The sequence below is a fragment of the Mucilaginibacter endophyticus genome (genome assembly GCF_003351025.1).
Classification (GTDB): Bacteria; Bacteroidota; Bacteroidia; order Sphingobacteriales; family Sphingobacteriaceae; genus Mucilaginibacter; species Mucilaginibacter endophyticus.
Genome location: NZ_QPCG01000001.1, coordinates 1,688,239 through 1,711,652 on the forward strand (window position 1 = coordinate 1,688,239; position 23,414 = coordinate 1,711,652).

Consider the following 23,414-nt stretch of genomic DNA (forward strand, 5'->3'; position numbering starts at 1 on the left):
ATGAACAATACATTAAAACAAATGATAAACAGGGGCGTACTGCTTTTTACACTTGTAATTACAGCGCTGTTAAGCGATATCAAAAATACTTTAGCCCAGGCCGAATCGCCTAAAGAGGATGATTTTTTCAAGATCATGAAAGTGCCGGCACCCGAAGGTACTATACTGGAGGTTGGCGGTTTGTGCACTTTGCCTAACGGTACTTTGGCGGTAACCACCCGCCGTGGTGATATTTTTATGGTCGAAAATCCAACCGGCCAACATCCGTTCTTCCGCAAGTTTGCTTCGGGTTTGCATGAGGTGTTGGGTGCAGCCTGGAAGGATGGTGCTTTATACGTTGTTCAGCGTGGCGAGCTTACCAAGCTGGTTGATACCAATATGGACGGCAAAGCCGATGTTTTTGAAACTATCTATGCGTGGCCCTTATCCGGTAATTACCATGAATACAGCTTTGGCCCTAAAATAGCGCCGGATGGTTCGTTTTTTGTTACCCTGAACCTCGGCTTTCCGCCAGATTGGTGGCATCCGAAAAGCTTTGTGCCATGGCGCGGCTGGGCTTTAAATATCAAGGAAGATGGCACCGTTACACCTTGGGCGGCGGGTTTCCGTTCGCCATGCGGTATCAGTATGATTGATGGCGAACTTTGGTATGCCGATAACCAGGGCGATTGGGTTGGCTCTGGTAGTATCATGCCAATTAAAAAAGGTGCCTTTATGGGACACCCCTCAAGTTTGGTTTGGACAGGTTTGCCTAACTCTCCATTAAAATTAACTTCCGAACAGTTCTTCGCCAAAAATAACCCACGGATTGAGTTTGATAAAAGCGGGCAACCGGTTAAACCGCAGGATGTAGTGAATGAAAAATTTAAAACCGAATTTGAGGCTAAAAAAGAATTTCCTGAATTGCAGTTACCAGCCGTTTGGTTGCCGCATGGTATATTGGGTATTTCCAATTCCGAGATTGTTAAAATTCCGGAAGGCGCGTTTGGCCCTTTTGCCGGTCAGTTGCTGATCTGCGATCAGGGTCAAAGTATGGTAGACAGAATCTTTTTAGAGAAAGTTAATGGCGAATATCAGGGTGCAGCCTGGGCTTTCAGAAGCGGTTTTCAATCGGGCATTGTAAGGCTGGCCTGGTTACCTGATGGTTCATTAGCCGCAGGCGAAACCAACCGCGGCTGGGGATCGGCAGGGGAGGCTACTATGGGTTTACAGCGTTTGGTATGGAATAATAAAGTTCCGTTTGAGATGCGCGCCATCCGTGCCATGCCCGATGGTTTTGAGATAGAGTTTACCAAGCCGGTTGATAAAAAAGTGGCTGAAGATATAGCCTCATACTCAGTTGAAAGTTATATCTATAAATATCATGGTGTATATGGCAGTCCGCCGGTAAATACCGAAAAATGCCCTATAGCTGGTGTTAAAGTATCTGAAGATGGTTTAAAAGCCCGCCTTATCGTAAATAACCTCCGGAAATATTATATCCACACCATCACGCTTGCTGCCATTCGTGATAAGGAAAATTATTTCAACCTTGTGCATCCAACGGCATATTATACATTGAATAATATCCCCGAAGGGCAAAAGCTTTCAATGAGCGAGGTAAGTACCGTAAACTCTGCTAAGGCGGTTTCGGCAGAGCTTAAAAGAGGTGTAGCAGGTAAAAAAGGAGTAGCGGCGAAACCCGTTTTGCCGGTTAATGCAATTCCTACCTATGCAGAAATACAGCCAATCCTGCTAAAAAACACCTGCCTTTCATGTCATAACGCTACCAAAAGGCAGGTAGGCCCCGCGTACGTAGATGTAGCCAAGCGGAAATACAGTGTAGCTGAGCTGATCCAGCTGATCCATAATCCTAAACCGGAACATTGGCCTGATTATTCAACACCGATGCCGCCCATGCCGCAGGTGCCTAAGGACGAAGCCCGGAAGATAGCTTTATGGATTAAATCGCTGGCTAAATAGTAGGGAAGCTTAAAGCTGAAGGCCGAAAGCCTAAAGCAAATGGTTAATTATCGTTTGATATTAATGTTTTATATAAAGTTCAATGAAACACAAAATTATTTTCACCGCTTTATTAGCAGGTAGTTCAATAGCTACATTTGCGCAGCAAAATGCAAAGCCGGAAGATACCGAGATTTGGTCGCCGGTGCCTGCCGTGGTTACACCGGGTAAAGCTTTGGGAGATGCCCCGTCTGACGCTGTTGTTTTGTTTGATGGCAAAAATCTTGATGAATGGGTAGCCACAAATGATTCCACAGCAAGCCATAAATGGAATGTGTTGGATAAAATAATCACCGTTGATAAAAGCGCGGGGGATATTCAAACCAAACGCAAGTTCATGGATTTTCAGTTGCATATAGAATACCGCATCCCGTCAAACATTACCGGCAGCGGCCAGGCACGTGGTAATAGCGGTATTTTTCTGGCAGCCCTGCCCTGGGGAGCGGGTGGTTACGAATTGCAGGTTCTGGACAATTACAACAATAAAACCTATGTTAATGGGCAAGTGGGTAGTTTGTATAAACAGGCAATTCCACTGGCTAATGCCTGCCGCAAACCTGGCGAATGGCAAACTTATGATGTGATTTGGACAGCCCCGCGTTTTAACGAAGATGGTTCGTTAAAATCGGCAGCACGCGCTACCGTACTTCATAATGGCGTGCTGGTTCAAAGCAATACTTCATTAATAGGAGATACCCCGTATATCGGTAAACCCGAATACCGTAAACATGGTGCCTCGCCAATTAAACTCCAAGCCCATGGTGATAAAAGCGAGCCAATTAGTTATCGTAATATTTGGGTAAGGGAATTATAAAAGGAAGAAAATATGTCATTGCGAGCGAAGCGTGGCAACCGCATGCTATACAGAGCGGATTTGCTTCCGTGCGATTGCTTCGTTCCTCGCAATGACATGTTTTTTTAACCTTAACTTTTCGCCACTTTCTTTCCTTCAATGTTGGGCAATAAACCCGTGAAAATGCCTATCAGTGGCAAATAGGCGCAGATCTTAAATACATAATTAATGCTGGTCATATCCGCAACTTTACCCAATACTGCCGAGCCTAAGCCACCCATCCCAAAGGCCAGACCAAAGAATAAACCCGCTATTAATCCAACTTTTCCTGGTACCAGTTCTGTGGCATAAACTAAAATTGCCGAAAACGCCGATGAAAGGATCAGGCCGATAAATACTGATAAAACGCCGGTCCAAAACAGGGATACGTAGGGCAGGAGCATGGTAAATGGAGCTACACCCAATATCGAGATCCAGATGATATATTTACGGCCAAAACGATCGCCAAGCGGTCCACCAAAAAGCGTTCCTGCAGCTACCGAACCTAAAAACAGGAACAAATAAATTTGAGACTGCTGGATACTCAAATGAAATTTATTGATCAGGAAAAAGGTGTAATAGCTGGTGATGCTGGCCAGGTAAAAATATTTGGAGAAGATAAGTACCAGTAAAACCCCCAATGAAAATACTACCCGCCTTTTTGATAGATTTAGTGGTGAGACTTCATTAGCATTTTTGTTTTTGGCTTTAAGGCTTAAATGCTCGGCGTACCATTTAGCTATACGCAGTAAAACCATGATTCCGGCAAGGGCGATAAGGCAAAACCAAATCACATTTGATTGTCCGTAAGGGATTACAATAAGAGCTGCCAGCAGCGGGCCGACAGCGCTGCCAGCGTTGCCGCCCAGCTGGAAAATAGATTGTGCCAGCCCCTTTTTACCCCCGGATGCCAAATACGCAACTCTTGATGATTCCGGATGAAATATGGATGACCCTATGCCGATAAGACTAACGGCTATTAGCATGATATAAAAGCTGCCTGCGAAAGAGGCCAGCAACAAGCCTGATAGCGTAAAACCCATGCCCATGGCTAATGAGTAAGGCTTTGGTTTTTTATCGGTATAAAGCCCCACAAAGGGTTGTAAAATAGACGCTGTAATTTGATAGGTGAAGGTAATAAGCCCTATTTGAGTGAAATTTAGGCTGAAACGCTGCTTGATAAGCGGATATATGGATGGTATAACCGATTGCAGCATGTCGTTAATAAAATGAGCCAGACTTATGGTAAACAAAATTGAATACACAGTTTGCTGAACCAGTTTTTTAGGCTCGGTGGTAGTAATTGTTGGCGATGTAGATTCCATTTAGTGATAGATTAAATTATAAAACATTATAACATCAGATGAATTTAATGAAAATTTTTAATGTTGATGAATTTCAATGACTGTATTCCAGGCCTGTTTTGAATCGCAATCGAGAATGTTTCTCAGGAGCCTTTCGTGAAGGTGTTGTGTTTCGATAAAGCTGCGTGTATCTGGGTGGATTTCGGTGAACCAGTTTTTTAAATGGACGGCTGCAGTCTTATACAAATCGCTCAGGATCTCGTTTTTTGACGCTTCCGCAATAGCTATGTGAAATTTAACGTCGGCATCAATACATTCTTCCAATAGCCCGGCCTCGGCAGTTCTTTTCCGGGTTTCCAAATGGCTTTTCATGGTAAATATATCCTTCTGTGAACGGTTTATAGCTGCTTTTTCGGCTATTTTCATCTCCAGTAACTGCCTTACCTCATCAAGGTCCTGTGAGCGGGCGCGTTTTATACGGGCTTCCATAGGTTCCGGATTGGCGGTTGCGCTCTCCACAAAGGTTCCCGCGCCCTGCTGGATCCTGAGCAGGCCCGATTGTACCAGACTTTTTGTTGCCTCGCGGATGCTTGAGCGGCCAACACCAAACTCGGCCATAAGCTCGGGCTCGGTAGGTAATTTATCATTTATTTGATATCTGCCATCAGCTATCTGCTCCTTCAGTTTCTCAGCAATCTCCTCAGCCAGCGACTTTTTAATAATCTTACTCATTTGTAAATCATCAGATGAATTGCAAAGGTATAAGTTTGTTTGAAAAATAAAAGTTTTTTTGGGCTAAAATCTATTTGTGAAAAAATAGTACCAATTAGTAACCGATGTTTTCTAAAGCATTAATATATATTTAAATTTAGCTTAACATTCGTGCCGTTACTTTGATGCCATAAAAATACCCCTTGTGAAACAATATTCGGATGCACAACTTCTACTTGAACTGCAGGGCGGTAACGATGGGGCATTCAGGGAAATTTATGAGCGTTATGCTGACAAATTAATTGCCTTCGCATTAAAGAAAACTCAAAACGAGGATGAAGCGATGGATATGGTACAGGAGTTGTTCCTTTCCATATGGAAAAATCGTGATACCATCCAGGTAAATGGCGCGCTTGAGGCTTACCTTATGGTTTCTGTTAATTACATGAGCTATAAATGGTATAAAAAGCAAAGTACAAAGCCCCGCTCGTTAGATGATGTTTCCGAATTGCAGGAAACTTACGAACACAGTATCGATCAAAAACTTTCCCTTGCCGAATTACACCTGTTGATAAACCGGGAAATAGAAGATATGCCCGAAAAGATGCGACAGGTTTACCTGTGCAGCCGTGAGCAGGATATGACCGGGCCGCAAATTGCCGAATTTTTAGGCTTATCGCACCAAACCGTACGCAACCAGATCAGCAATGCTTTAAGCAGACTGAAAAAGTCTGTTCAGAAATATTACGATGTTATCCCTTTTGATAATTACAGCAGATTTTTGCTGCTGATAATTTTTTTCAAAAAGTTATAGTACACTCTCCCATGTTCGGTCACTTAACAAGTATAAAGCCCCTGTTAGGTGAATCAAAAAGAAATAAAAAGATTACTCGATAAGTTTAAAGCCGGTAAATGTACCGACGAGGAATTGCAGCTTTTACAGCAAATGATGCATGAACTTGATGCGGACACTACTACCGGTAACAATATTAAAACCCTGAAGCAACCGCTTTGGGAGCGTATAGAAAAACAAACCATAGCTAAAGGCAAGGTCCGCAGGTTAAATACTACATGGTTAAAAGTTGCAGCGGCGGTTTTAATGGCCGTGTGTGCAGGCCTATTCTATTCAAAAATAGCTACCCATAAAGGTGAGCAGATTGCCTACCAGGTAATCACAGCACCCAAAGGCAGTATGAAACAGATCATGTTGCCCGATAGCACAACTGTACAGCTAAACGCGGGTACATCATTAAAATTTCCTATTAGTTTCAGTGATTCAAAAAGAGAAGTAACGCTTATTAACGGCGAGGCATTTTTTGATGTGAAGCATGATGTGAAGCGGCCATTCATGGTGCATACGGCTAAGGTTACTACACAGGTATTAGGTACATCATTCAATATCAAATTTTATAAAGAGCTGCCCGATCTGCAGGTTTATGTGAATAGTGGTAAGGTAGAGGTGCATGATCTGCACCATACATTGGGTTTTTATACTCCTCGTCAGCAGTTAACCTATAACAAACAGCATGAAAGCTTTACGCGGCAGGAGCTAACAGCCGATCATTCCCTGAGCTGGATGCATGATGAGCTGATACTTGACAATACATCATTTAAGGAGATTACGGTTTACCTGCAAAACCGCTATAGTGTGAACTTTAAATACAATGAAAAGCGCCTGGCGCAGCAGCACTACTCGGTTAGGTTTTCAAATAAGCTGAATATCAGGCAAGTGCTGGATATACTTCAGTTTATTGACGGTCGAAAGTATAAGTTAAACGGAGATACAGTAAATATTAAATAACAATATCAAAGGAAAACCAATGCCTGCTCCAACAGGCACTGGCTCAATTAAGTGTAGCTGCCAAAACTAAAAGCCAACAGGCAGTTACTAATCACTTTAAAAACAAATGTATGGAAAAATCTTTAACCCGGATTTCAAGAAGATTAATCTCAGCAATTTTATTGCTGGTAACAACCCTGACGGCATTATTGCCCGTTCACGCCTTCGCCGAGCGTAGCGTGTCGCTGATGGATCAGCCGGTAACCGTAAAGTTTGCCGATGAAACCATGGACTCATCGCTCGAGAAACTCAAAAAAGCGGTAAACACCGTTGCATTTAACTACAAGATGGATGATGTGGCCGCGGTAAAAGTAAAGGCAAATTCATTTGTTAACAAGCCATTAAAAGATGTGCTAAACGCTTTAACTGCCAATACACAATTGGAGTACCGCGAAAAGTACGGCACTATTATCATCTCGCATAAAAAGGTGGTACGTGCACCCGAAAAAATTACGGTAACCGGTTCGGTGACCGACAAGGATGGTCCGCTTGCCGGAGTAGCTGTACGCAGCAAAACCTCAACTGCTGCTACCTCTACCGACGTTAATGGTAATTTTAAAATTACTGTCGAAAAAGGTGAAGTGTTGGTATTCAGCTTTATCGGTTATAAAAGCCGTGAAGCTGTTGCCGGCCAGTCGCCGCTTAACATTACTTTGGAGGCTGATGTTACCGGTCTTAACGCTGTTGTAGTAGTAGGTTACGGTACGCAGAAAAATACCGATGTAACCGGTTCGGTAGGTTCATTAAAAGTAACCAATGTTAAAGATCGCTCGGTAGGTTCGGTTACCGAAATGCTGCAGGGACAAATTGCCGGCGTTACTGTTTTGAACGAAGGTGGTGACCCAACTTCTGGCCCAAGCATCAGGTTACGTGGCCAAAGCTCTTTCAATAATGAAGGTCCGCTGATGGTTGTTGATGGTACTATTTATAACGGCGGCCCTATCGATCCTTCGGATATCGAATCTATCGACGTATTGAAAGACTCTTATGCAGCTATCTATGGTGCTAAAGCTGCCGGTGGTGTAATATTGATCACTACAAAACGTGGTAAACAAGGTAAAACTAACCTTGACATTACTGCTAAAGGCGGCGTACAAAATGCCTTGAAAATATTACAGGCTTTAAATGCAGCTGATTATGCGGATGCTATAAACACTGCTTATGATAACGCGGGCAAAACCCGTTTACCTGCATTTGATGGTACTGTAAACCCAGACTCTCGTGTAACACGCACCAACTGGACAGACGCTTTGTTCAGAACAGGTTATATCCAGGATTATAACATGAACATCAGCGGTGGTACAGAAAAATCTAACTTTTATGTATCAGGTGGCTACCGTAAAAACGATGCTATCCTGTTAAACACCAATGCTATCCGTTATAACTTTCGCGTAAACTCTGATCACCAAATCAATAACTGGTTGAAGATTGGTGAGAGTATGTCATACTCTTATAACAATGGTCAGGGTGCTAACACTACCAGCGCCTATACCGGTGCTATCTTATCAGCTATTTTTTATCCGCCTAATGCTTCTATCTACAATGCCGATGGCAGCTTTGGTGGTGTGCCAGCCCAGTATGCAGGTTCTTATGGCGACGTTATTAACCCTGTTGCCTATTTAAAACGTTTGGATAACAGCGATGCTGTAAACAGCTTCAATATCAATCCTTATGTTGAAATAAACCTGATCAAGGGTTTGAAATTTCGTTCGAACCTTGGCATAACCAAAAACCTGGAGACTATCAAAAACTTCAGCACAAGGGTTTTGGAGCCAGGAAAGAAATTCTTTGATAACTTCCTGTTCCAGGAGCAATATAATTCCCGCACTATCCTTGCCGAGCAAACTTTAAACTACGACAGAACTTTTGGTAATCACCACGTAAGTGCTTTGGCAGGTTACACCTACCAGAATGATACCCAGGAGTTTTTTAGCGTAAATACTGATAATTATCTGAGCGAAGATCCTGCTTATCGTTACATCATCAACGGTAGCCTTAACCCAACCGGTGTGCCCTTGCAGGGTAACAAAAACGAATCTGCTTTGATCTCGTACCTTGGCAGGATCGGTTATGACTATGCAGGCAAATACTTCATCAACGGCATTATTCGTCGTGATGCTACTTCATTATTGACAAGTAAAAACCGTACTGAGGTTTATCCGGGTGTATCTGCAGGCTGGTTAATCAGCAAGGAATCATTTTTCCCTACAGATGCATTGGTGTCATTTGCTAAGTTAAGGGCAAGTTATGGCCAGTCGGGTAACCTTGCAGGTTTACCAAGCTTCCCAACTTCGGTTTCTTTAACTAAAACTGCAGGTTATTTAGGTAGCCCGGCTGCTGCTATCACCGGTTCAGCTGTTGATGGTTTAGCTAACCTTGACCTTAAATGGGAAAAAGCAACTCAAACCGATATCGGTGTTGACTTAGGTTTGCTGAACGGCAAAATCAATGTTACTGCTGATGTGTTTCAGAAAAGAAATACCCGTTTCCTGTTCCAGCCGCCGGTTGCTGCTGTTTACGGTGTGTCAAATCCTCCGTTTGTTAATGGTGGTCAAATCACAAACAGGGGTATTGAGTTAGCGGTTAAATACCAGGGCGCTGTTGGTGAATTCCGCTATAACCTGGCAGCTAACGGATCATACATCAAAAACAAAATTGATAACATACTTCCAGGCCAGCAAACCATCCTTTCTGGTCCAACAGTAAGGGATAACCTGGTGCCTGTATGGTTGCAGCAAGGTTACTCATTGTATTCTTTCTTCGGTTTAAAAACAGCCGGCTTGTTCCAATCTCAGGATGAAGTGAACAACTATAAAGATGCTTCAGGCAATCTGATCCAACCAAACGCTAAAGCAGGCGATATTAAATTCCAGGACCTTAACCACGATGGTAAAATTACCGAGGCTGATAAAACTTACCTGGGTACGCCATTTCCTAAATTCAGCTATGGTTTTACCGCAAACTTTAGCTACGGTCCGTTTGATATGAGCGTGTTTTTACAGGGGATTGCAGGTAATAAGCTTTTTAATGCCGTTAAATACACCGGTTTAAACGCATCTATCCAAAACTATAACCTGCTGGCCGATGCTAAAAACGCATGGAGCCCAACTCATACCAATACCAATATCCCACGTTTATCTGCAAGTGATGCAAACGGCAACTTTGGTAACGTATCTGACTTTTATGTTGAGAATGGCTCGTACATGCGCATCAAAAACGTAACCCTTGGCTACACGTTGCCAAAAGCATTGATGACTAAGATTGGTGTACGTAGTGCCCGCATTTTTGCCAACGCGCAAAACCTGGCCACATTTACTAAATACACAGGTCTTGACCCGGAAGTTGGTATCAACCAAAACGGTGTTGATTTGGGCTTGTACCCACAGGCAAGGATTATTTTAATAGGTGTTAACGTAGGCTTATAAAAAATCAGGAACCACAATTAAGAAGATACAGAGATGAAATTCAAAAATATAATTAGCAAAGGCTTAATGGGTGTAATGGTTATAGCACTGGCCCAAAGCTGTAAAAAAGGCACTTTAGATAATATTAAACCAACCGGCACTCCAACCAGTACTAACTTCTGGAAAACAGCCGACGATGCGCAGGCGGCTGCCAATGGTTTATATGAGAAACAAAGTAACAGCGAAGACCTTTATGGTCGCGGTTTCTTTTGGTTTATTAATGCCAGCGATGATATGGTTGTAGGCCGTACATCTGCCGACAGGGAAAATATCAAAAACTTTATTTGTACAGGTAATGAAAGCAGTATCTACGCGCCATGGCAGCTTCACTTCGTAGTGATGAAACGTGCCAATGACGTAATCAACAACGTGCCGAATATCAATATGGATGCAGCTACCAAAAACTTTATTTTGGGCCAGGCTTACTTTATTCATGCGGTAATGCACCTTGAAATTGCGGATTTATATGGTTCGGACAAACAAGGCGCGCCTTTGCAAAACCGCACTAATGCTTTGGCTTTCCCAGCCCAGTTAGCTTCAGTAAAAGATAACTATGCTTATATTGAGGCCGATTTGAAAAAGGCAGCTTCTTTATTGCCTTATTTCGATAAACTGGGTACTGCTGATTATGGTCGCGCGCATAAAACTGCTGCCTATGCTTACCTGGCTAAAACCTATCTGCATGCAAAAGATTATGCCAATGCTGAAAAATATGCGGATTCAGTTATCCTGAGTGGTAAACATGCACTGTTAAACAATTATGCCGATGTATTCAAGATTGCTAATAACTATAGCTCTGAGTATATCTGGTCGGTAGCAAGTAACCTGAATGGTCAAAGCATTTTGCCAGGGGCTATGTTGGAAAATAAAGGCTGGGGTTTATATAATGGCTTCGGTTATTACCAGCCAACAAAAGAATTGGTTGATGAGTTTGAGGCAGGTGATAAAAGGCTTCCGGCTACTATTCTGCAAAAAGGCGATAGCTTCCAGTATTTCGGTCAAACTTATACTTACCCAATCGGTGGTAAAAGCAACAGCTTAACCGGTTATCAGTTTAACAAATACATGGAGCCGTTTAGCTATGCTGGTGGTATCCACGTAAGCCCTAACGGCGATGAGCCATCTACAGACTTAAACGTACCGTTGTTGCGTTATGCCGAGATCTTGCTGATCAAAGCCGAAGCTCAGATTATGCAAGGTAAAAACGGCGATGCCGCACTTAACCTTGTACGTGTACGTGCCGGTTTAAAACCAATCACTAATGCTACCATGGTTAATTTGAAACATGAGCGTCGTGTTGAATTGGCAGGTGAGTGGAGTGATCGTAATTTCGATCTGGTACGTTGGGGCGATGCGCAGGCAATTTACGCAAAACCGTTACATGGTTCGGATGGCTCAGTTGTGTGGAAAGCTCGTAACTTTGATCCGGCGAGGGATAACGTTTGGCCGATACCGCCAAAGGATATTCAGATAAGCCAGGGTCAGCTGAAACAAAACGCCGGCTGGTAATTGACATATTGAAACTTACAAAACCGGGCACTGCCCGGTTTTGCTATATCTATACCAAATGAAAAAAAGTACTACCCTAATTACGCTGGCGGCACTGCTGGCAAATGCCGGCCTGACGGCCAACGCGCAGGTTAAAAACTACACCGTAGCCGACGCGCATTCCCACAACGATTACAAGAACAACATCCCTTTTTACCGGGCCTATGAAAAAGGTTTCGGTTCTATCGAGGCCGACTGTTACGCCGTTAACGGGCAACTGATGGTGGCACACGATAAAAAAGAGATCGACGCCAAACGGTCGTTAAAGATCTTGTACATAGATCCGCTGATTGAAAAATTTAAACGTGATCCGCAACGCCATTTGAGGCTGCTTATCGAAATTAAGGAAGATCATAAAGCAGTATTGCCGCTGGTGATTAAAGAGTTAAAACCGCTTGAGCAGTATTTTGATTATGAAGGTCACCCGGGCAGGTTATCGATAGTTATGACAGGTGCAGTGCCACCTCCGGCAGAAATGACCAATTATCCGGCCTGGATCTCGTTTGATGTAGACCATATGAACGGTTTTACAACAGAGCAGTGGAAAAAGATTGGCTTGGTAAGTTTTCCGTTTGGTAAATACATTCACTGGAATGGTAAAGGTGTATTAAATAACGAAGAGATTGCTCGAATAAAAGCTGGGATTGACAGTGTACATAATTCGGGTAAAAAGATCCGTTTTTGGGAAACTCCGGATACCAAAAGCAGCTGGCTGGCACTGATCCGTTTAGGTGTTGACGTAATTGGCACCGATAAAATAGAGGAGCTTGGAGATTTCCTGAACAAAAAGCCGACAAGCGAATACACAGCCCCGCAGCCGTATACTATTTATAAACCAACTTATAAATCGGACGGTGAGGTTAAGAAAGTGAAAAACATCATTTTGTGTATTGGCGATGGCATGGGCTTAGCACAGATCTATTCCACCTATACCGCCAATCGTGGCCAGTTGAATATTTTTCAGATGCTGAATATCGGGTTTTCGGTAACTAATTCTGCCGATGCTTATATTACCGACTCTGCCGCCGGGGCAACTGCTTTCGCATCGGGACAAAAAACTAACGATAGAGCCGTAGGTGTTGATCCGTCGGGGAAACCATTGAAATCATTGGCCGATTACAGCGCGGAAGCAGGTAAAAAGACTGCTGATATCGTAGCTTGCGAACTAACGGACGCGACTCCGGCAGCGTTCTATGCGCATGATTCGGAGCGGAGCCATGCTACAGCTATCGCTAATCAAATTACTTCATCGCCTATTGATATTTTCTTAGGCTCGTCATATAAAGATTTTATCTGGCCGGTTAATGGCGAAAGCGCTGTTGATAAAATGAAGAAAAGGGGATACACCGTTATTCGCAATTTCGATGAGTTTTTGAATAGCTCGGCTCCGAAAATACTAGGTTTGATGGATGACAGCGTAACACGCCCAAAAATGGAAGGCAGGGGAAACTACCTTCCGCTGGCGTTTAATAAAGTAACCCAAACATTTAAAAATGCTCCCAAAGGTTTCTTTATGATGATTGAAGGTTCGCAGATTGACCATGGCGGTCATGCCAATAACCTGAAACAGGTAATCACCGAAAATGCGGACTTCGACCGCGTAGTTGGCGACGCCCTGAAATTTGCAGATGAAGATGGCGAAACGCTGGTAATAGTAACTGCCGATCATGAAACCGGTGGTTTAACCCTGCTTGATGGCAGTATTAACAATGGTTACGTATGGGGCGATTTTAGCACCAATGATCATACCGGCACCCCGGTTCCGGTATTTAGCTACGGCCCCCACTCACTTGATTTTAGGGGAGTTTACAGCAATACAGAGATCTTTAATAAGATTAAGGCTTTATTGCAATAGTAGTTTAATTACTTTTTGTCATTTCGACGAGCCTGAGGTGGGCTTGAGCATACGGGGCGAGGAGAAATCTTATACAAGTGACTTGCTGATTTGCAAATCGTATAAGCTTTCTCCTCGCCTTTTGCTTTGCCCTGCGCTTCACTCGTCGAAATGGCATGGGAAAATAAATTGATTTCGTATTTTTATACAAACCAATTTCCTGCAACATGTGGACAACAGAATCACCTGGTTCGAGGTGGCCGTAGTGAGTATCATTTACGCGCTTGGCAATATCATTTTTGGCCATTTTGAAGAGCGTACACCCGTTGTACGCCGGGTTGTTAAATATCTTTTGACCTTGATTATTGTTATCGTAATTTCGTTTTACTTCGGAAGAACATCTGCAATGGCCTTTCTCTCCGTATTTATTATTCCATTAGTATACATTCACGGATATTATCTGCCGCGTAAAAAAGGAATTAACGGACTAACCGGTGAGCCCAAAAGCAAATATTACGATTTCCGGAAGTGGGATAAAAATATCTTCGGTCAGGAATGATCAACCGATGATCTGTACCCATCCGGAGTAAACCGTTCCATTCTTCAGATCTATCTTGTAATAATAAGTCCCCGGAGGTAGCCTGTTCCCATTGTATGTTCCGTCCCAGGCTTTTGTGTAGCCTTTGGCACTGTAAACAATTGTTCCGTATCGGTTAAAAACCTGTGTAATGGCGTTATCGTAAGCGCCAAGGGCGTCTATTTGCCAGGTGTCGTTTATGCCATCGCCATTAGGCGTAAAAGTGTTGGGGATGGTGAATTTATCAATAACCTTTACTTCAACAGCAGCTTTAGACTCCAGGTTGCATGAGCCGGGTTGCAAAACATGTAAAATATAGGTGATGTTACTGGTCGGAAATACAAAGGGTTCTAATGAGGTGGTATTGCTGATATTTTCATTAGGCGTCCAGTAATAAGAAACATTCTCTCCGCTTACCTGGGCATGAAGCTGAATCCTGTCGCCTTTGATAACTTCACGTGTGGCGGTAGCAAAAGCTCCGGGCCCCTGGTTTACTGTTAAGGTTACAGCACTAGTAGCTTTGCAGTTATTTTTAGTCACCTCAACAGTGTAAGTGATGGTAGCCTCCGGCGAGGCTATCGGATCGGCAATGTTTGGGTTTGACAGGCCGGTTGCGGGATACCATTTATAGGATGTTCCGCCCGTTGCATGGAGCTGTATTTTATCGCCTTTGCAAATCGCTTTATTATCGCCTGCGTTGGCAATTACGGGTGCATTTACGTTTACCGTGACTGCAGGCGCAACGCTTGAGCATCCGTTTTTAAATACAGTAACATGGTATTGCCCGCTCATTACTGCGGTTGCGCCATTGATCACAGGATTTTGCAAAGCAGAGGTAAAGCCGTTCGGTCCCGTCCAGCTATAACTATCACCCGTGGATGCAGTAAGATAAATGTTTTCACCAGGACAAACCGGCGAGCTGGCAGTGGCAGTAGCAGGTTCCGGGTTTATGATAGTTAATGTTACTGTAGATGAAATTAACCTGCATTGTGCCGAATTGATGTTGCCTTGCTGGGCAACTAATACCCTGTATTGATAATTGCCGGTGGCTGTGGGTTGATGAAGCAGGTAGGAGGATGATACCGCCCCCGGGATATTAACCCATCCGTTTGGTGTGCTTAATTGCCACTGATACACAGGAATGGCATAAGGTAGATCTGATGCAGCGTTAACATTCAACGTATAAACCTTATCCGCCTCGGCGCATCCCTGTGCTGTAATTGCTGTTCTGTCATTTCCGAAATAGGTAGTAAGTGCAGGGCCGTAGGGGCGTAATGAAATATCATCCAGGGCTACATCATTACCATAGCCGCCGCTGGCGTTATTGGTCATTTTGATGGTTACATCACCACCGGTTGCTGGGGTATTAAAAGTAATGTTGTATTCCAGCCAACCTAAACCGTTATCTATTGGCCCGGTATGGTTTGTTTTTGTTTCGAGCGATGTAGTTACGGAAAAAGTTATATCCGGTTTGATACCGCCGGTTTTCATGAGGTTAAGCACATAAATGCTGAACCTGTAAGTAGTGCCGGGGCACAGGGTTTTAACGGTTCTTTTATAAAACTCATCGATAGTGTTGGTGGCGTCCACAATCATCATATAGCCATTGGGTTGCCCTGGCGTATGGTTACCTGTTTGCAGCCACGATTCGGGATACATGCCGGCAGTGGAGTTGGCAATAGTATAATCGCCTTCACCCGGCTGTGATGGTAGGTAGTTATAGGTAGTAGAAAAATTTCCGTCATTAATTTTCGGACCTATTTGAGCCGATCCGGCCCCAAAGTCTTCAATTAATACCGGTTCCCCCTCCTGCGCTTTAAGGCGCAGGGCGAACTGTGGCAATAGGCATGCTATCGCCAATAATTTGATAAATTTCATGTGTTTTTACGCATGTCAGCCAGACTCGCAACGTGCTCGCTTGTCTTGCTTAAAAGTTTAATCAAAGCGGCCGGGGGACAGCCGGTATTGATTAAACCTTAGTTAATGTTGTGTTTTTTGAAGTACAGTTTGCAAAAGGAAAGCCATGCCACCGTGGGTTTTCGTGGGCAGGGTGTGCTTCAAAACGAGAGGGAGTAAAGTGTATAAGTGAGGGAGAGAGAACTTTACAAATGGTAAAAACACAGGTTGTAAAATATACACTAAGTAGCTGTGCTATACTTTTTAAATGTACCCACGCCAGAAAGGCGGGTTACAGGCTGTAAAATTCTGTTTACAAAAAATTAAAAATGTAATGGCTTGATTTTTGTAAACGAAATTGAGGTGGCGTTCGATGTTGTCGTTGCTTATTTTCTACTTAAAATCCCGGTTTGGGGATATAAATACACAGTAAGTCTTGGTGTTTGTTAAAATGAACGCCATTCCTGTTAGCTCTTAGCTTAAGTATTAATTAAATGAATAATATGAACAGTAATGTTCATTATCCATTAAAATGGCTGAAATGAACAATAGTGATTTTGGAGGTTGAATGAGCCTTGAAATATAGCGTCCTAAGACTTTCGAAGTTTTTAAAACTTCGAAAGTCTGAATAGGGAATAAGATTATTACTTTATAGAAAGATACAGTATAGCCGCAATAGAAGCACCTACCAACGGTGCTATAACGGGTATCCAGGCATAGGCCCAGTCACTGGTGCCTTTACCTTTTATGGGGAGTATCATGTGCATAAAACGAGGCCCAAGGTCGCGGGCCGGGTTAATAGCGTAACCAGTAGTGCCGCCTAACGACAAGCCTATTACCCAGACTAATAAAGCTACAGGGATTGCGCCAATAGAGCCCAGTCCAATTGGGGTTTTAGCAGGTGTGATCTCAGCACCGGCAATGTAAAAGATGGTGAAAAGTAACACAAACGCTCCAATTACTTCGCTGGCGATATTGGAAACATAATTGCGTACCGCGGGGCCTGTGCAAAATACCGCCAGTATAGAACCCGGATCATTGGTGCGTTTGAAATGATCATAATACATTATCCAAACTAAAAAAGCGCCGATGCAGGCACCTGCAAACTGGGCGATGATATAGGGCACAACGTTTGCCCAGGCAAATTTACCCGCAATGGCAAGCGCTATGGTTACAGCAGGGTTTAGATGGGCGCCGCTATACGGCCCTGCAACTACTACGCCAACAAAAACGGCCAGGCCCCAGGCCGTGGTGATCACTATCCATCCGCTGTTATTTCCTTTGGTATCTTTTAAAACTACGTTGGCCACTACGCCATCGCCTAATAATATCATGAGCATGGTGCCTATCAGTTCGGCTACAAATGGAGACATGTTTAAATATTTTAATGGTGGATATTAAATAGCTGATACAGGATGACCGGAATTAGACCAGCACTGTGCAGTACTCACAGCACGTTTCCAACCTGCTATCCCGGTTTTTATTTCTTCCAGGTCATCACCCGGATTAAATTCGGACTCAACTGCCCATAGATGCTGGATCTCTGCTATATCTTTCCAGTAACCTACGGCTAAGCCGGCCATATAGGCTACCCCAAGCGCTGTAGTTTCCGTAACCTCGGGTCGGATCACTTTACAGTTTAACACGTCCGACTGAAATTGCATGAGCAGATTATTGGCTGTTGCGCCACCATCAACACGTAATTCTTTGATCTCCATGCCTGCATCGGCTTCCATGGCTTTAAGTACATCCATGGTCTGATAAGCAATGGAGGATAGCGCCGCCCTTGAAATGTGCGCTGCCGTCGCTCCGCGGGTTAAGCCAACTATAGCTCCGCGAACTTCCGGGTCCCAATAGGGAGCCCCGAGACCAGCAAACGCAGGCACAAAATAAACGCCGGCGGTATCTTTTACTGATGTGGCCAGTTTTTCAATATCGGCCGAAGTTTTGATAATACCAAGGCCATCGCGCAGCCATTGCACTACGGCGCCGCCTATAAAAATACTGCCCTCAAAGGCATAGGTTATCTCGTTGTTTATTTTCCAGGCAATGGTGGTAAGCAGGTTGTTTTTCGATTTAATAAACTCCTGGCCAATATTCATCAGCATAAAACAGCCCGTGCCGTAAGTGTTTTTCACCATGGCCTTATCAATACACATTTGCCCGAATAAAGCCGCGTGCTGATCGCCGGCTATACCCGCAATAGGGATCCTTTGCGCGAATATATTGTTGGCAGTATGACCATATAGCTCGCTCGATTGCTTTACTTCGGGCAATATACTTTTAGGGATGTTAAATAATTGCAGCAGCTCATCGTCCCATTGCTGGGTACGGATATTAAATAACATGGTGCGGCCCGCGTTAGTTACGTCAGTAGCATGCACTTCGCTGCGGGTTAATTGCCAGATGAGCCAACTGTCAACCGTGCCAAAGGCAAGCTCGCCTGCTTCGGCCTGCGCTCTTGCACCATCAACGTTATCCAAAATCCATTTAATTTTTGAACCCGAAAAGTAAGCATCTATTACCAGGCCGGTTTTATCGCGGATCATATCGCTATGGCCGTTTTGTTTCAGGTCATCACAAAAGTTGGCGGTGCGCCTGTCTTGCCAAACTATTGCGTTATAGATAGGTTCGCCGGTTTTGCGGTTCCAAACAATGGTGGTTTCACGCTGATTGGTGATGCCTATGGCTTTGATATTTCCGCCGCCCAATCCCGCTTTTGCAATCGCTTCTACCGCTACAGAGATCTGGCCCACCCAAATCTCGTTAGGGTCGTGTTCAACCCAGCCTGGTTTAGGAAAGTACTGCTTAAACTCTTTTTGTGCCGAAGTAATGATCTTGCCAGCGTGGTCAAAAATTATGGCCCGCGAACTGGTAGTGCCCTGGTCGAGCGCTAAAATATATTCCTGCATAATTTGGTTTGGTTTACCTTGGTTTATTAATTGAATATCACATTAAAATTGATATTTAATGTGGTGTTAGTATATAATTTTTTGCTGTTTCGTTAAAGGCGTTTACCTGTGCCGTTTCCCATGTCGTGTCTTTTCCTAATTCGCCGGCCATGAGGCGGGCAACTTCAGGCGCCATCTTGATAGCCAGGCGGGCGTTTAAAAATAAAACCCTCGTTCGGCGTGCAAGAATATCTTCAACGCTTCTTGCCATTTCATTCCGTACAGACCAGATTACTTCGCCCTTAGTATAGCTGCTATCCGGATGAACAGGGTTTTTCCAGTCAGCATTTTCATTAAATAAGGCCTGAATTTTCTCTATATCTGCACCGTAAACAAACATGGGATTGCTGCGATCGGGATTTGGCCTGCTGCCATGGATAGCTAATGATTCTGTTTTACAAGGCGTGTTTTGGAGTCCGCCGGTTTTGATGGCTTGGTTAACAATATCTTCGGCCATTTTACGGTAGGTTGTCCATTTGCCTCCGGTTATAGTAATTAATCCCGAATCGGAAACAATCAGTTTGTGGCTCCGTGAAATTTCTTTTGTTTTTGATGAACCGTCCTGCGGTGCGGCAAGTGGTCGCAAGCCTGCAAATACGCTTAAAACATCGGCACGGGTAGGGGCTTTGCTGAGGTATTTTCCTGCTGTCCTTAATATAAATTCCACTTCCTCATCCAGTGCTACCGGTTCAAGGCTATGGGAGTCGATAGGCGTATCTGTAGTGCCTATTAATAATTTCTCATGCCACGGAACCGCGAAAAGTACACGCCCGTCTTCTGTTTTCGGGATCATCAGGGCGTCTTCTGCCGGTAAAAATGACCGGTCGAGTACAAGGTGAACACCCTGGCTTGGCCTAACCATCGGTTTCTTTTCAGGAGTATCCATTTTAAGTACGCCGTCAACAAAAACGCCGGTAGCATTAATCACTGTTTTAGCCTTTAATTCATGATTAATACCTGTCTCTGTATCGGTAGCTTTTACCCCGGTAATTTTACCGTTCGCATCTTTAGTCAGCCCGCTTACCTTGAAATAATTTAACAGCTTTGCACCTTGCTCAATGGCAGTTTGCGCCAGGTTAATTGCTAAGCGGGAATCATCAAACTGGCCGTCATGATAAACAACGCCTCCGTGAAGACCTTTTTCCTGTATGCCGGGTAACCGTTTAATAGTCTCTTTTTTAGAAATATGTTTTGCCCGGCCAAAGCTCAGCTTGCCGGCAAGAATATCGTAAATACTGAGGCCTACGGTATAAAAAACACCATCCCACCAGGAATAATTGGGAATAATGAAACTTTCGTTTTTTACAAGGTGCGGTGCGTTGTTTAATAGTAATCCACGCTCACGCAAGGCCTCGCGCACTAATCCAATATCGCCTTGTGCCAGGTATCGTACCCCGCCGTGAACCAGTTTGGTAGCCCTGCTCGAAGTGCCCTTGGCAAAATCTGCCTGTTCCAGTAATAAAGTAGAGAAGCCACGCGATGCTGCATCTACTGCAGCACCAAGACCGGTAGCGCCACCACCTATGATAATCAGGTCCCAGATCTTTTCGGTATTGGTAAGGTGCTCAAGATTTGCTTCTCTTGTAAATGGATTCATTTTATTTCGATATTTATTCAAATATATAAAATCGAAATAAAATAAAAGTAAATGAAATATAAAATAATTTTATTTGGTTACTTTTGATGTATTCGAGACGCGATACGCTCTTTTAAAATTTACAGTCAGTTTTTCTGTTTAATTTAGCTTTATGAGTAAAAATACCGACCGGCATAAGTTTATCCTGCAAAAAGTTGAGACAGATGGTTTTGTAAATGTGCAGGACCTGAGTGGCGAGTTAAATGTTTCGGAAGTTACTATCCGAAAGGACCTGAAACTTCTGGAAGATAAAAATCTGCTTTTCAGAACGCATGGCGGGGCAAGCAAAACCAATCCATACGCTAATGACAGGCCGGTAGCCGAGAAGGAAAAATTAAACGGTCCCGAAAAGAAGAAAATAGCTTTCGAGGCCGCCGCCCGTATCGACGCTAATGATTCGGTTATCATAGCATCGGGCACTACCATGCTGGCGTTGGCCCGTGCTATGCAGCCTAATAAACATCTTACTGTTGTTACAGCAGCCCTTCCGGTAGCGCTTGAGTTATTGCAATATCCCCAGGTTGATATTGTTCAATTGGGAGGACAAATGCGTAATACCTCATCATCTGTAACGGGCAACTATGCGGAGCTGATGCTGGATGATATGTTATGCGGCGTTTTGTTTTTAGGGGTAGATGGCATCGATCCGGAAATTGGGCTAACCACCACCAATTTATCGGAGGCAAGGCTCAACCAAAAAATGATTAATGCTGCCCAAACTACTATTGTACTGGCCGATAGCACAAAATTCGGCAAGCGTGGATTGGCGAAGATCTGTGCGCTTGACCAGATCAACGAGATCATTACCGATAGCGGCATTAGTCCGGCAATGCTCAATATGCTGGAAGAAAAAGGGGTAAAGGTGACGGTTGTTTAGAGTCGGTTAAGGTTTGTTTGATGACGATCGCACGATCAACTGCGTATCCACTTTTTCGGTAGTAAACTCTTCAACCGGCCATTTACTTTCAATGGTTTTGATAAGCATTTCTGTTGCCATTTGTCCTATTTGGAAAGCGGGCTGACGGATCACCGTTAAAGGAGGATCAAACAGTTCAACTACATCCGAATTGGTGAAACCTGCAATCGCGATATCCCCGGGAACCTTAAAGCCCCATTTTTTTAATATCGACATACTGCTGATAGTGAGCCGGTCGCTGCCAATAAAAATTGCCTCGGGGCGGTCATCCAGCGCCATTAACTCTTTCAGCACCAGTTCAACTTCGTCCTGGATCATGCCACCGTGATTGCAATGCTTAATGTATTCGGGCCTGAGTTCGATGCCGTGTTTGTCAAGAGCTGCTTTATAGCCATCAAAGCGTTCGTGGCTAATAAGCAGGTTATTTGAATTGGTGAGGTGGGCAATTTTAGTAAAACCCGAATTAATTAGCGTTTCGGTACCATTAAATGATCCCTGGAAGTTATCGGCGACTACTTTGTGGGTATTAAGATCGGGAGCAGCTCTGTCAAAAAATACTATCGGAAATCCTTTGTCAAGCAGGTATTTGTATTGCGATGTATCAGTTGTTTGCGCCGCTAATGACACCAGCAAGCCATCCACATGCCTCGAGAGCAGGTGTTTTACGTTGGCGCTTTCCCTGTCAAATGATTCGTGTGTTTGAGTGATGATAACGTGATATCCCCGGTTATAAGCGATAGATTCGATACCGTTAATAGCCTGCGAAAAATAGTCATTGGCCACCTCGCATACTACCACACCAATGGAGTGGCTTTTTTGCTCCTTGAGGCTCAGCGCGATGGGGTTGGGGCGATAGTTAATTTTTTCAGCATACTCCAGAACAAGCTTTTTGGTTTCGGTACCTATTTCATAACTCCCGTTCAGTGCCCGTGATACGGTTGAGGTTGACACACCCAAAGCCTTGGCAATATCCTTAATAGTAACTGATTCAAACATAATTTAGTCCGCAAACCGGTTTTTAAATATCAGGAAAACATTTAATACTGGCTAAGTTATTTTTTAAACGAAAAGTTTGCCGGTGTTTTTAGTGTTGAGATCAATGAACGATATCGGCAGATTGACAGGGTTTTGATTAGTTATATCCTGATTAATTAATTGTGATATTGATTTTTAAAGTTGATGTAAAATAATTGTTATAATTACTACATTGTACCTGATTTCAATTGTAAAACGTTTTATCCCCTGGTTAAGCTATGTCTCACGAACAAATTGTTCATGACGATCATAATACTGCTACGTGGCTTGCTTTTAAAGAAGGCAATTGGGATGCTTACACCCGCTTATATAACAATCATTTCAAAATCCTGAATAACTACGGATATAAATTTACACGGGATGTAAACGTAATTGAAGATGCCATACACGATCTTTTCATTAGGCTTTGGACAAACAGGCCAGGCTTGGGCAACCCGGTTTCGGTAAAAAACTATCTTTTCAAATCCCTGCGAAGCATTATTTTCCGTAAGCTGCAATCGAAATCGCGCTTTGTTGACCTGGAAGACGAAGCTGAGCATAACTTCCCTTTCGAAATTTCATTCGATCAGCAGATCATTGCAGATGAAGAGGAGCTGGAATTACAGAAGAAAATCAAATTTCATATAAAAACATTGCCGCCGCGGCAGCAGGAAATCATATATCTGCGCTTTTACGAGGGTTTAGGTTATGATGAAATAGCCGATATCATGGAAATTAACGTGAGTTCGGCTTATAAATTGATCTATAAGGCCTTTGATAATCTTCAGGATGTGCTTAAAGCATCCAAATTGGCTATTGTTTTAGCGCTGTATTCGTGCTTTTGCGTAAATAATCACTAAAAAATAATTTTTTTTTCGGTTTGTAGGGAT

At 43.6% G+C, this 23,414-nt stretch carries 17 protein-coding genes; 10 read left to right on the top strand and 7 right to left on the bottom strand.

Annotation, left to right across the window (positions count from 1 at the left end):
• Positions 1 to 1,962, top strand: a complete 1,962-nt coding sequence (locus DUL71_RS06910; RefSeq protein ID WP_114937329.1) for a c-type cytochrome — start codon at positions 1 to 3, stop codon at positions 1,960 to 1,962.
• Between the two features lie 82 nt (positions 1,963 to 2,044).
• The gene (locus tag DUL71_RS06915) at positions 2,045 to 2,815 is read left to right on the top strand and encodes a 3-keto-disaccharide hydrolase (protein WP_114937330.1); all 771 of its coding nucleotides are present in this window, start codon (positions 2,045 to 2,047) and stop codon (positions 2,813 to 2,815) included.
• A gap of 110 nt (positions 2,816 to 2,925) precedes the next feature.
• Here the strand turns inward: DUL71_RS06915 and DUL71_RS06920 are convergent, their stop codons facing one another.
• Both DUL71_RS06920 and DUL71_RS06925 read right to left on the bottom strand, forming a co-directional pair.
• Entirely contained in the window at positions 2,926 to 4,158 is a 1,233-nt protein-coding gene (locus tag DUL71_RS06920) for an MFS transporter (protein ID WP_114937331.1), read from the bottom strand.
• Positions 4,159 to 4,215: 57 nt separating this feature from the next.
• Positions 4,216 to 4,869 (bottom strand): FadR/GntR family transcriptional regulator, encoded by a 654-nt coding sequence (locus DUL71_RS06925; RefSeq protein ID WP_114937332.1) that lies wholly within the window; start codon positions 4,867 to 4,869, stop codon positions 4,216 to 4,218.
• Positions 4,870 to 5,053: 184 nt separating this feature from the next.
• Here DUL71_RS06925 and DUL71_RS06930 point away from each other — a divergent pair, with 184 nt between their 5' ends.
• The 6 genes from DUL71_RS06930 (at position 5,054) to DUL71_RS06960 (ending at position 14,093) form a co-directional block, all read left to right on the top strand.
• Complete coding sequence (locus tag DUL71_RS06930) at positions 5,054 to 5,662, top strand: RNA polymerase sigma factor (RefSeq protein ID WP_161964388.1); 609 nt, start codon at positions 5,054 to 5,056, stop codon at positions 5,660 to 5,662.
• Between the two features lie 48 nt (positions 5,663 to 5,710).
• On the top strand, positions 5,711 to 6,649 hold the full coding sequence (locus DUL71_RS06935; RefSeq protein ID WP_114937334.1) for a FecR family protein: 939 nt from the start codon (positions 5,711 to 5,713) through the stop codon (positions 6,647 to 6,649).
• 110 nt (positions 6,650 to 6,759) lie between these two features.
• Positions 6,760 to 10,113: a SusC/RagA family TonB-linked outer membrane protein gene (locus DUL71_RS06940; protein WP_114937335.1), complete on the top strand. Its 3,354-nt coding sequence runs from the start codon at positions 6,760 to 6,762 to the stop codon at positions 10,111 to 10,113.
• Between the two features lie 33 nt (positions 10,114 to 10,146).
• Positions 10,147 to 11,661, top strand: a complete 1,515-nt coding sequence (locus tag DUL71_RS06945) for a RagB/SusD family nutrient uptake outer membrane protein (RefSeq protein ID WP_114937336.1) — start codon at positions 10,147 to 10,149, stop codon at positions 11,659 to 11,661.
• 58 nt (positions 11,662 to 11,719) lie between these two features.
• Positions 11,720 to 13,555 (top strand): alkaline phosphatase, encoded by a 1,836-nt coding sequence (locus DUL71_RS06950; RefSeq protein WP_114937337.1) that lies wholly within the window; start codon positions 11,720 to 11,722, stop codon positions 13,553 to 13,555.
• A gap of 208 nt (positions 13,556 to 13,763) precedes the next feature.
• The gene (locus DUL71_RS06960; protein WP_208645484.1) at positions 13,764 to 14,093 is read left to right on the top strand and encodes a hypothetical protein; all 330 of its coding nucleotides are present in this window, start codon (positions 13,764 to 13,766) and stop codon (positions 14,091 to 14,093) included.
• Here the strand turns inward: DUL71_RS06960 and DUL71_RS06965 are convergent, their stop codons facing one another.
• The 4 genes from DUL71_RS06965 to DUL71_RS06980 all read right to left on the bottom strand — a co-directional run bounded on the left by DUL71_RS06965 (position 14,094) and on the right by DUL71_RS06980 (position 20,555).
• Positions 14,094 to 15,989: a T9SS type B sorting domain-containing protein gene (locus DUL71_RS06965; protein ID WP_114937339.1), complete on the bottom strand. Its 1,896-nt coding sequence runs from the start codon at positions 15,987 to 15,989 to the stop codon at positions 14,094 to 14,096. It lies immediately after the preceding gene.
• A gap of 662 nt (positions 15,990 to 16,651) precedes the next feature.
• Complete coding sequence (locus DUL71_RS06970; RefSeq protein ID WP_114937340.1) at positions 16,652 to 17,380, bottom strand: MIP/aquaporin family protein; 729 nt, start codon at positions 17,378 to 17,380, stop codon at positions 16,652 to 16,654.
• Positions 17,381 to 17,404: 24 nt separating this feature from the next.
• Entirely contained in the window at positions 17,405 to 18,919 is a 1,515-nt protein-coding gene (gene glpK / locus DUL71_RS06975; protein ID WP_114937341.1) for a glycerol kinase GlpK, read from the bottom strand.
• Positions 18,920 to 18,974: 55 nt separating this feature from the next.
• The gene (locus DUL71_RS06980) at positions 18,975 to 20,555 is read right to left on the bottom strand and encodes a glycerol-3-phosphate dehydrogenase/oxidase (protein ID WP_114937342.1); all 1,581 of its coding nucleotides are present in this window, start codon (positions 20,553 to 20,555) and stop codon (positions 18,975 to 18,977) included.
• 151 nt (positions 20,556 to 20,706) lie between these two features.
• Between DUL71_RS06980 and DUL71_RS06985 the strand changes: the two genes are divergently transcribed.
• Positions 20,707 to 21,471: a DeoR/GlpR family DNA-binding transcription regulator gene (locus DUL71_RS06985; RefSeq protein WP_114937343.1), complete on the top strand. Its 765-nt coding sequence runs from the start codon at positions 20,707 to 20,709 to the stop codon at positions 21,469 to 21,471.
• Between the two features lie 6 nt (positions 21,472 to 21,477).
• On the opposite strand, the gene DUL71_RS06990 is transcribed toward DUL71_RS06985, so the two are convergent.
• Entirely contained in the window at positions 21,478 to 22,506 is a 1,029-nt protein-coding gene (locus DUL71_RS06990; protein WP_114937344.1) for a LacI family DNA-binding transcriptional regulator, read from the bottom strand.
• Between the two features lie 257 nt (positions 22,507 to 22,763).
• Between DUL71_RS06990 and DUL71_RS06995 the strand changes: the two genes are divergently transcribed.
• Positions 22,764 to 23,384, top strand: a complete 621-nt coding sequence (locus tag DUL71_RS06995; RefSeq protein ID WP_114937345.1) for an RNA polymerase sigma factor — start codon at positions 22,764 to 22,766, stop codon at positions 23,382 to 23,384.
• The last annotated feature ends 30 nt before the right edge of the window (positions 23,385 to 23,414 follow it).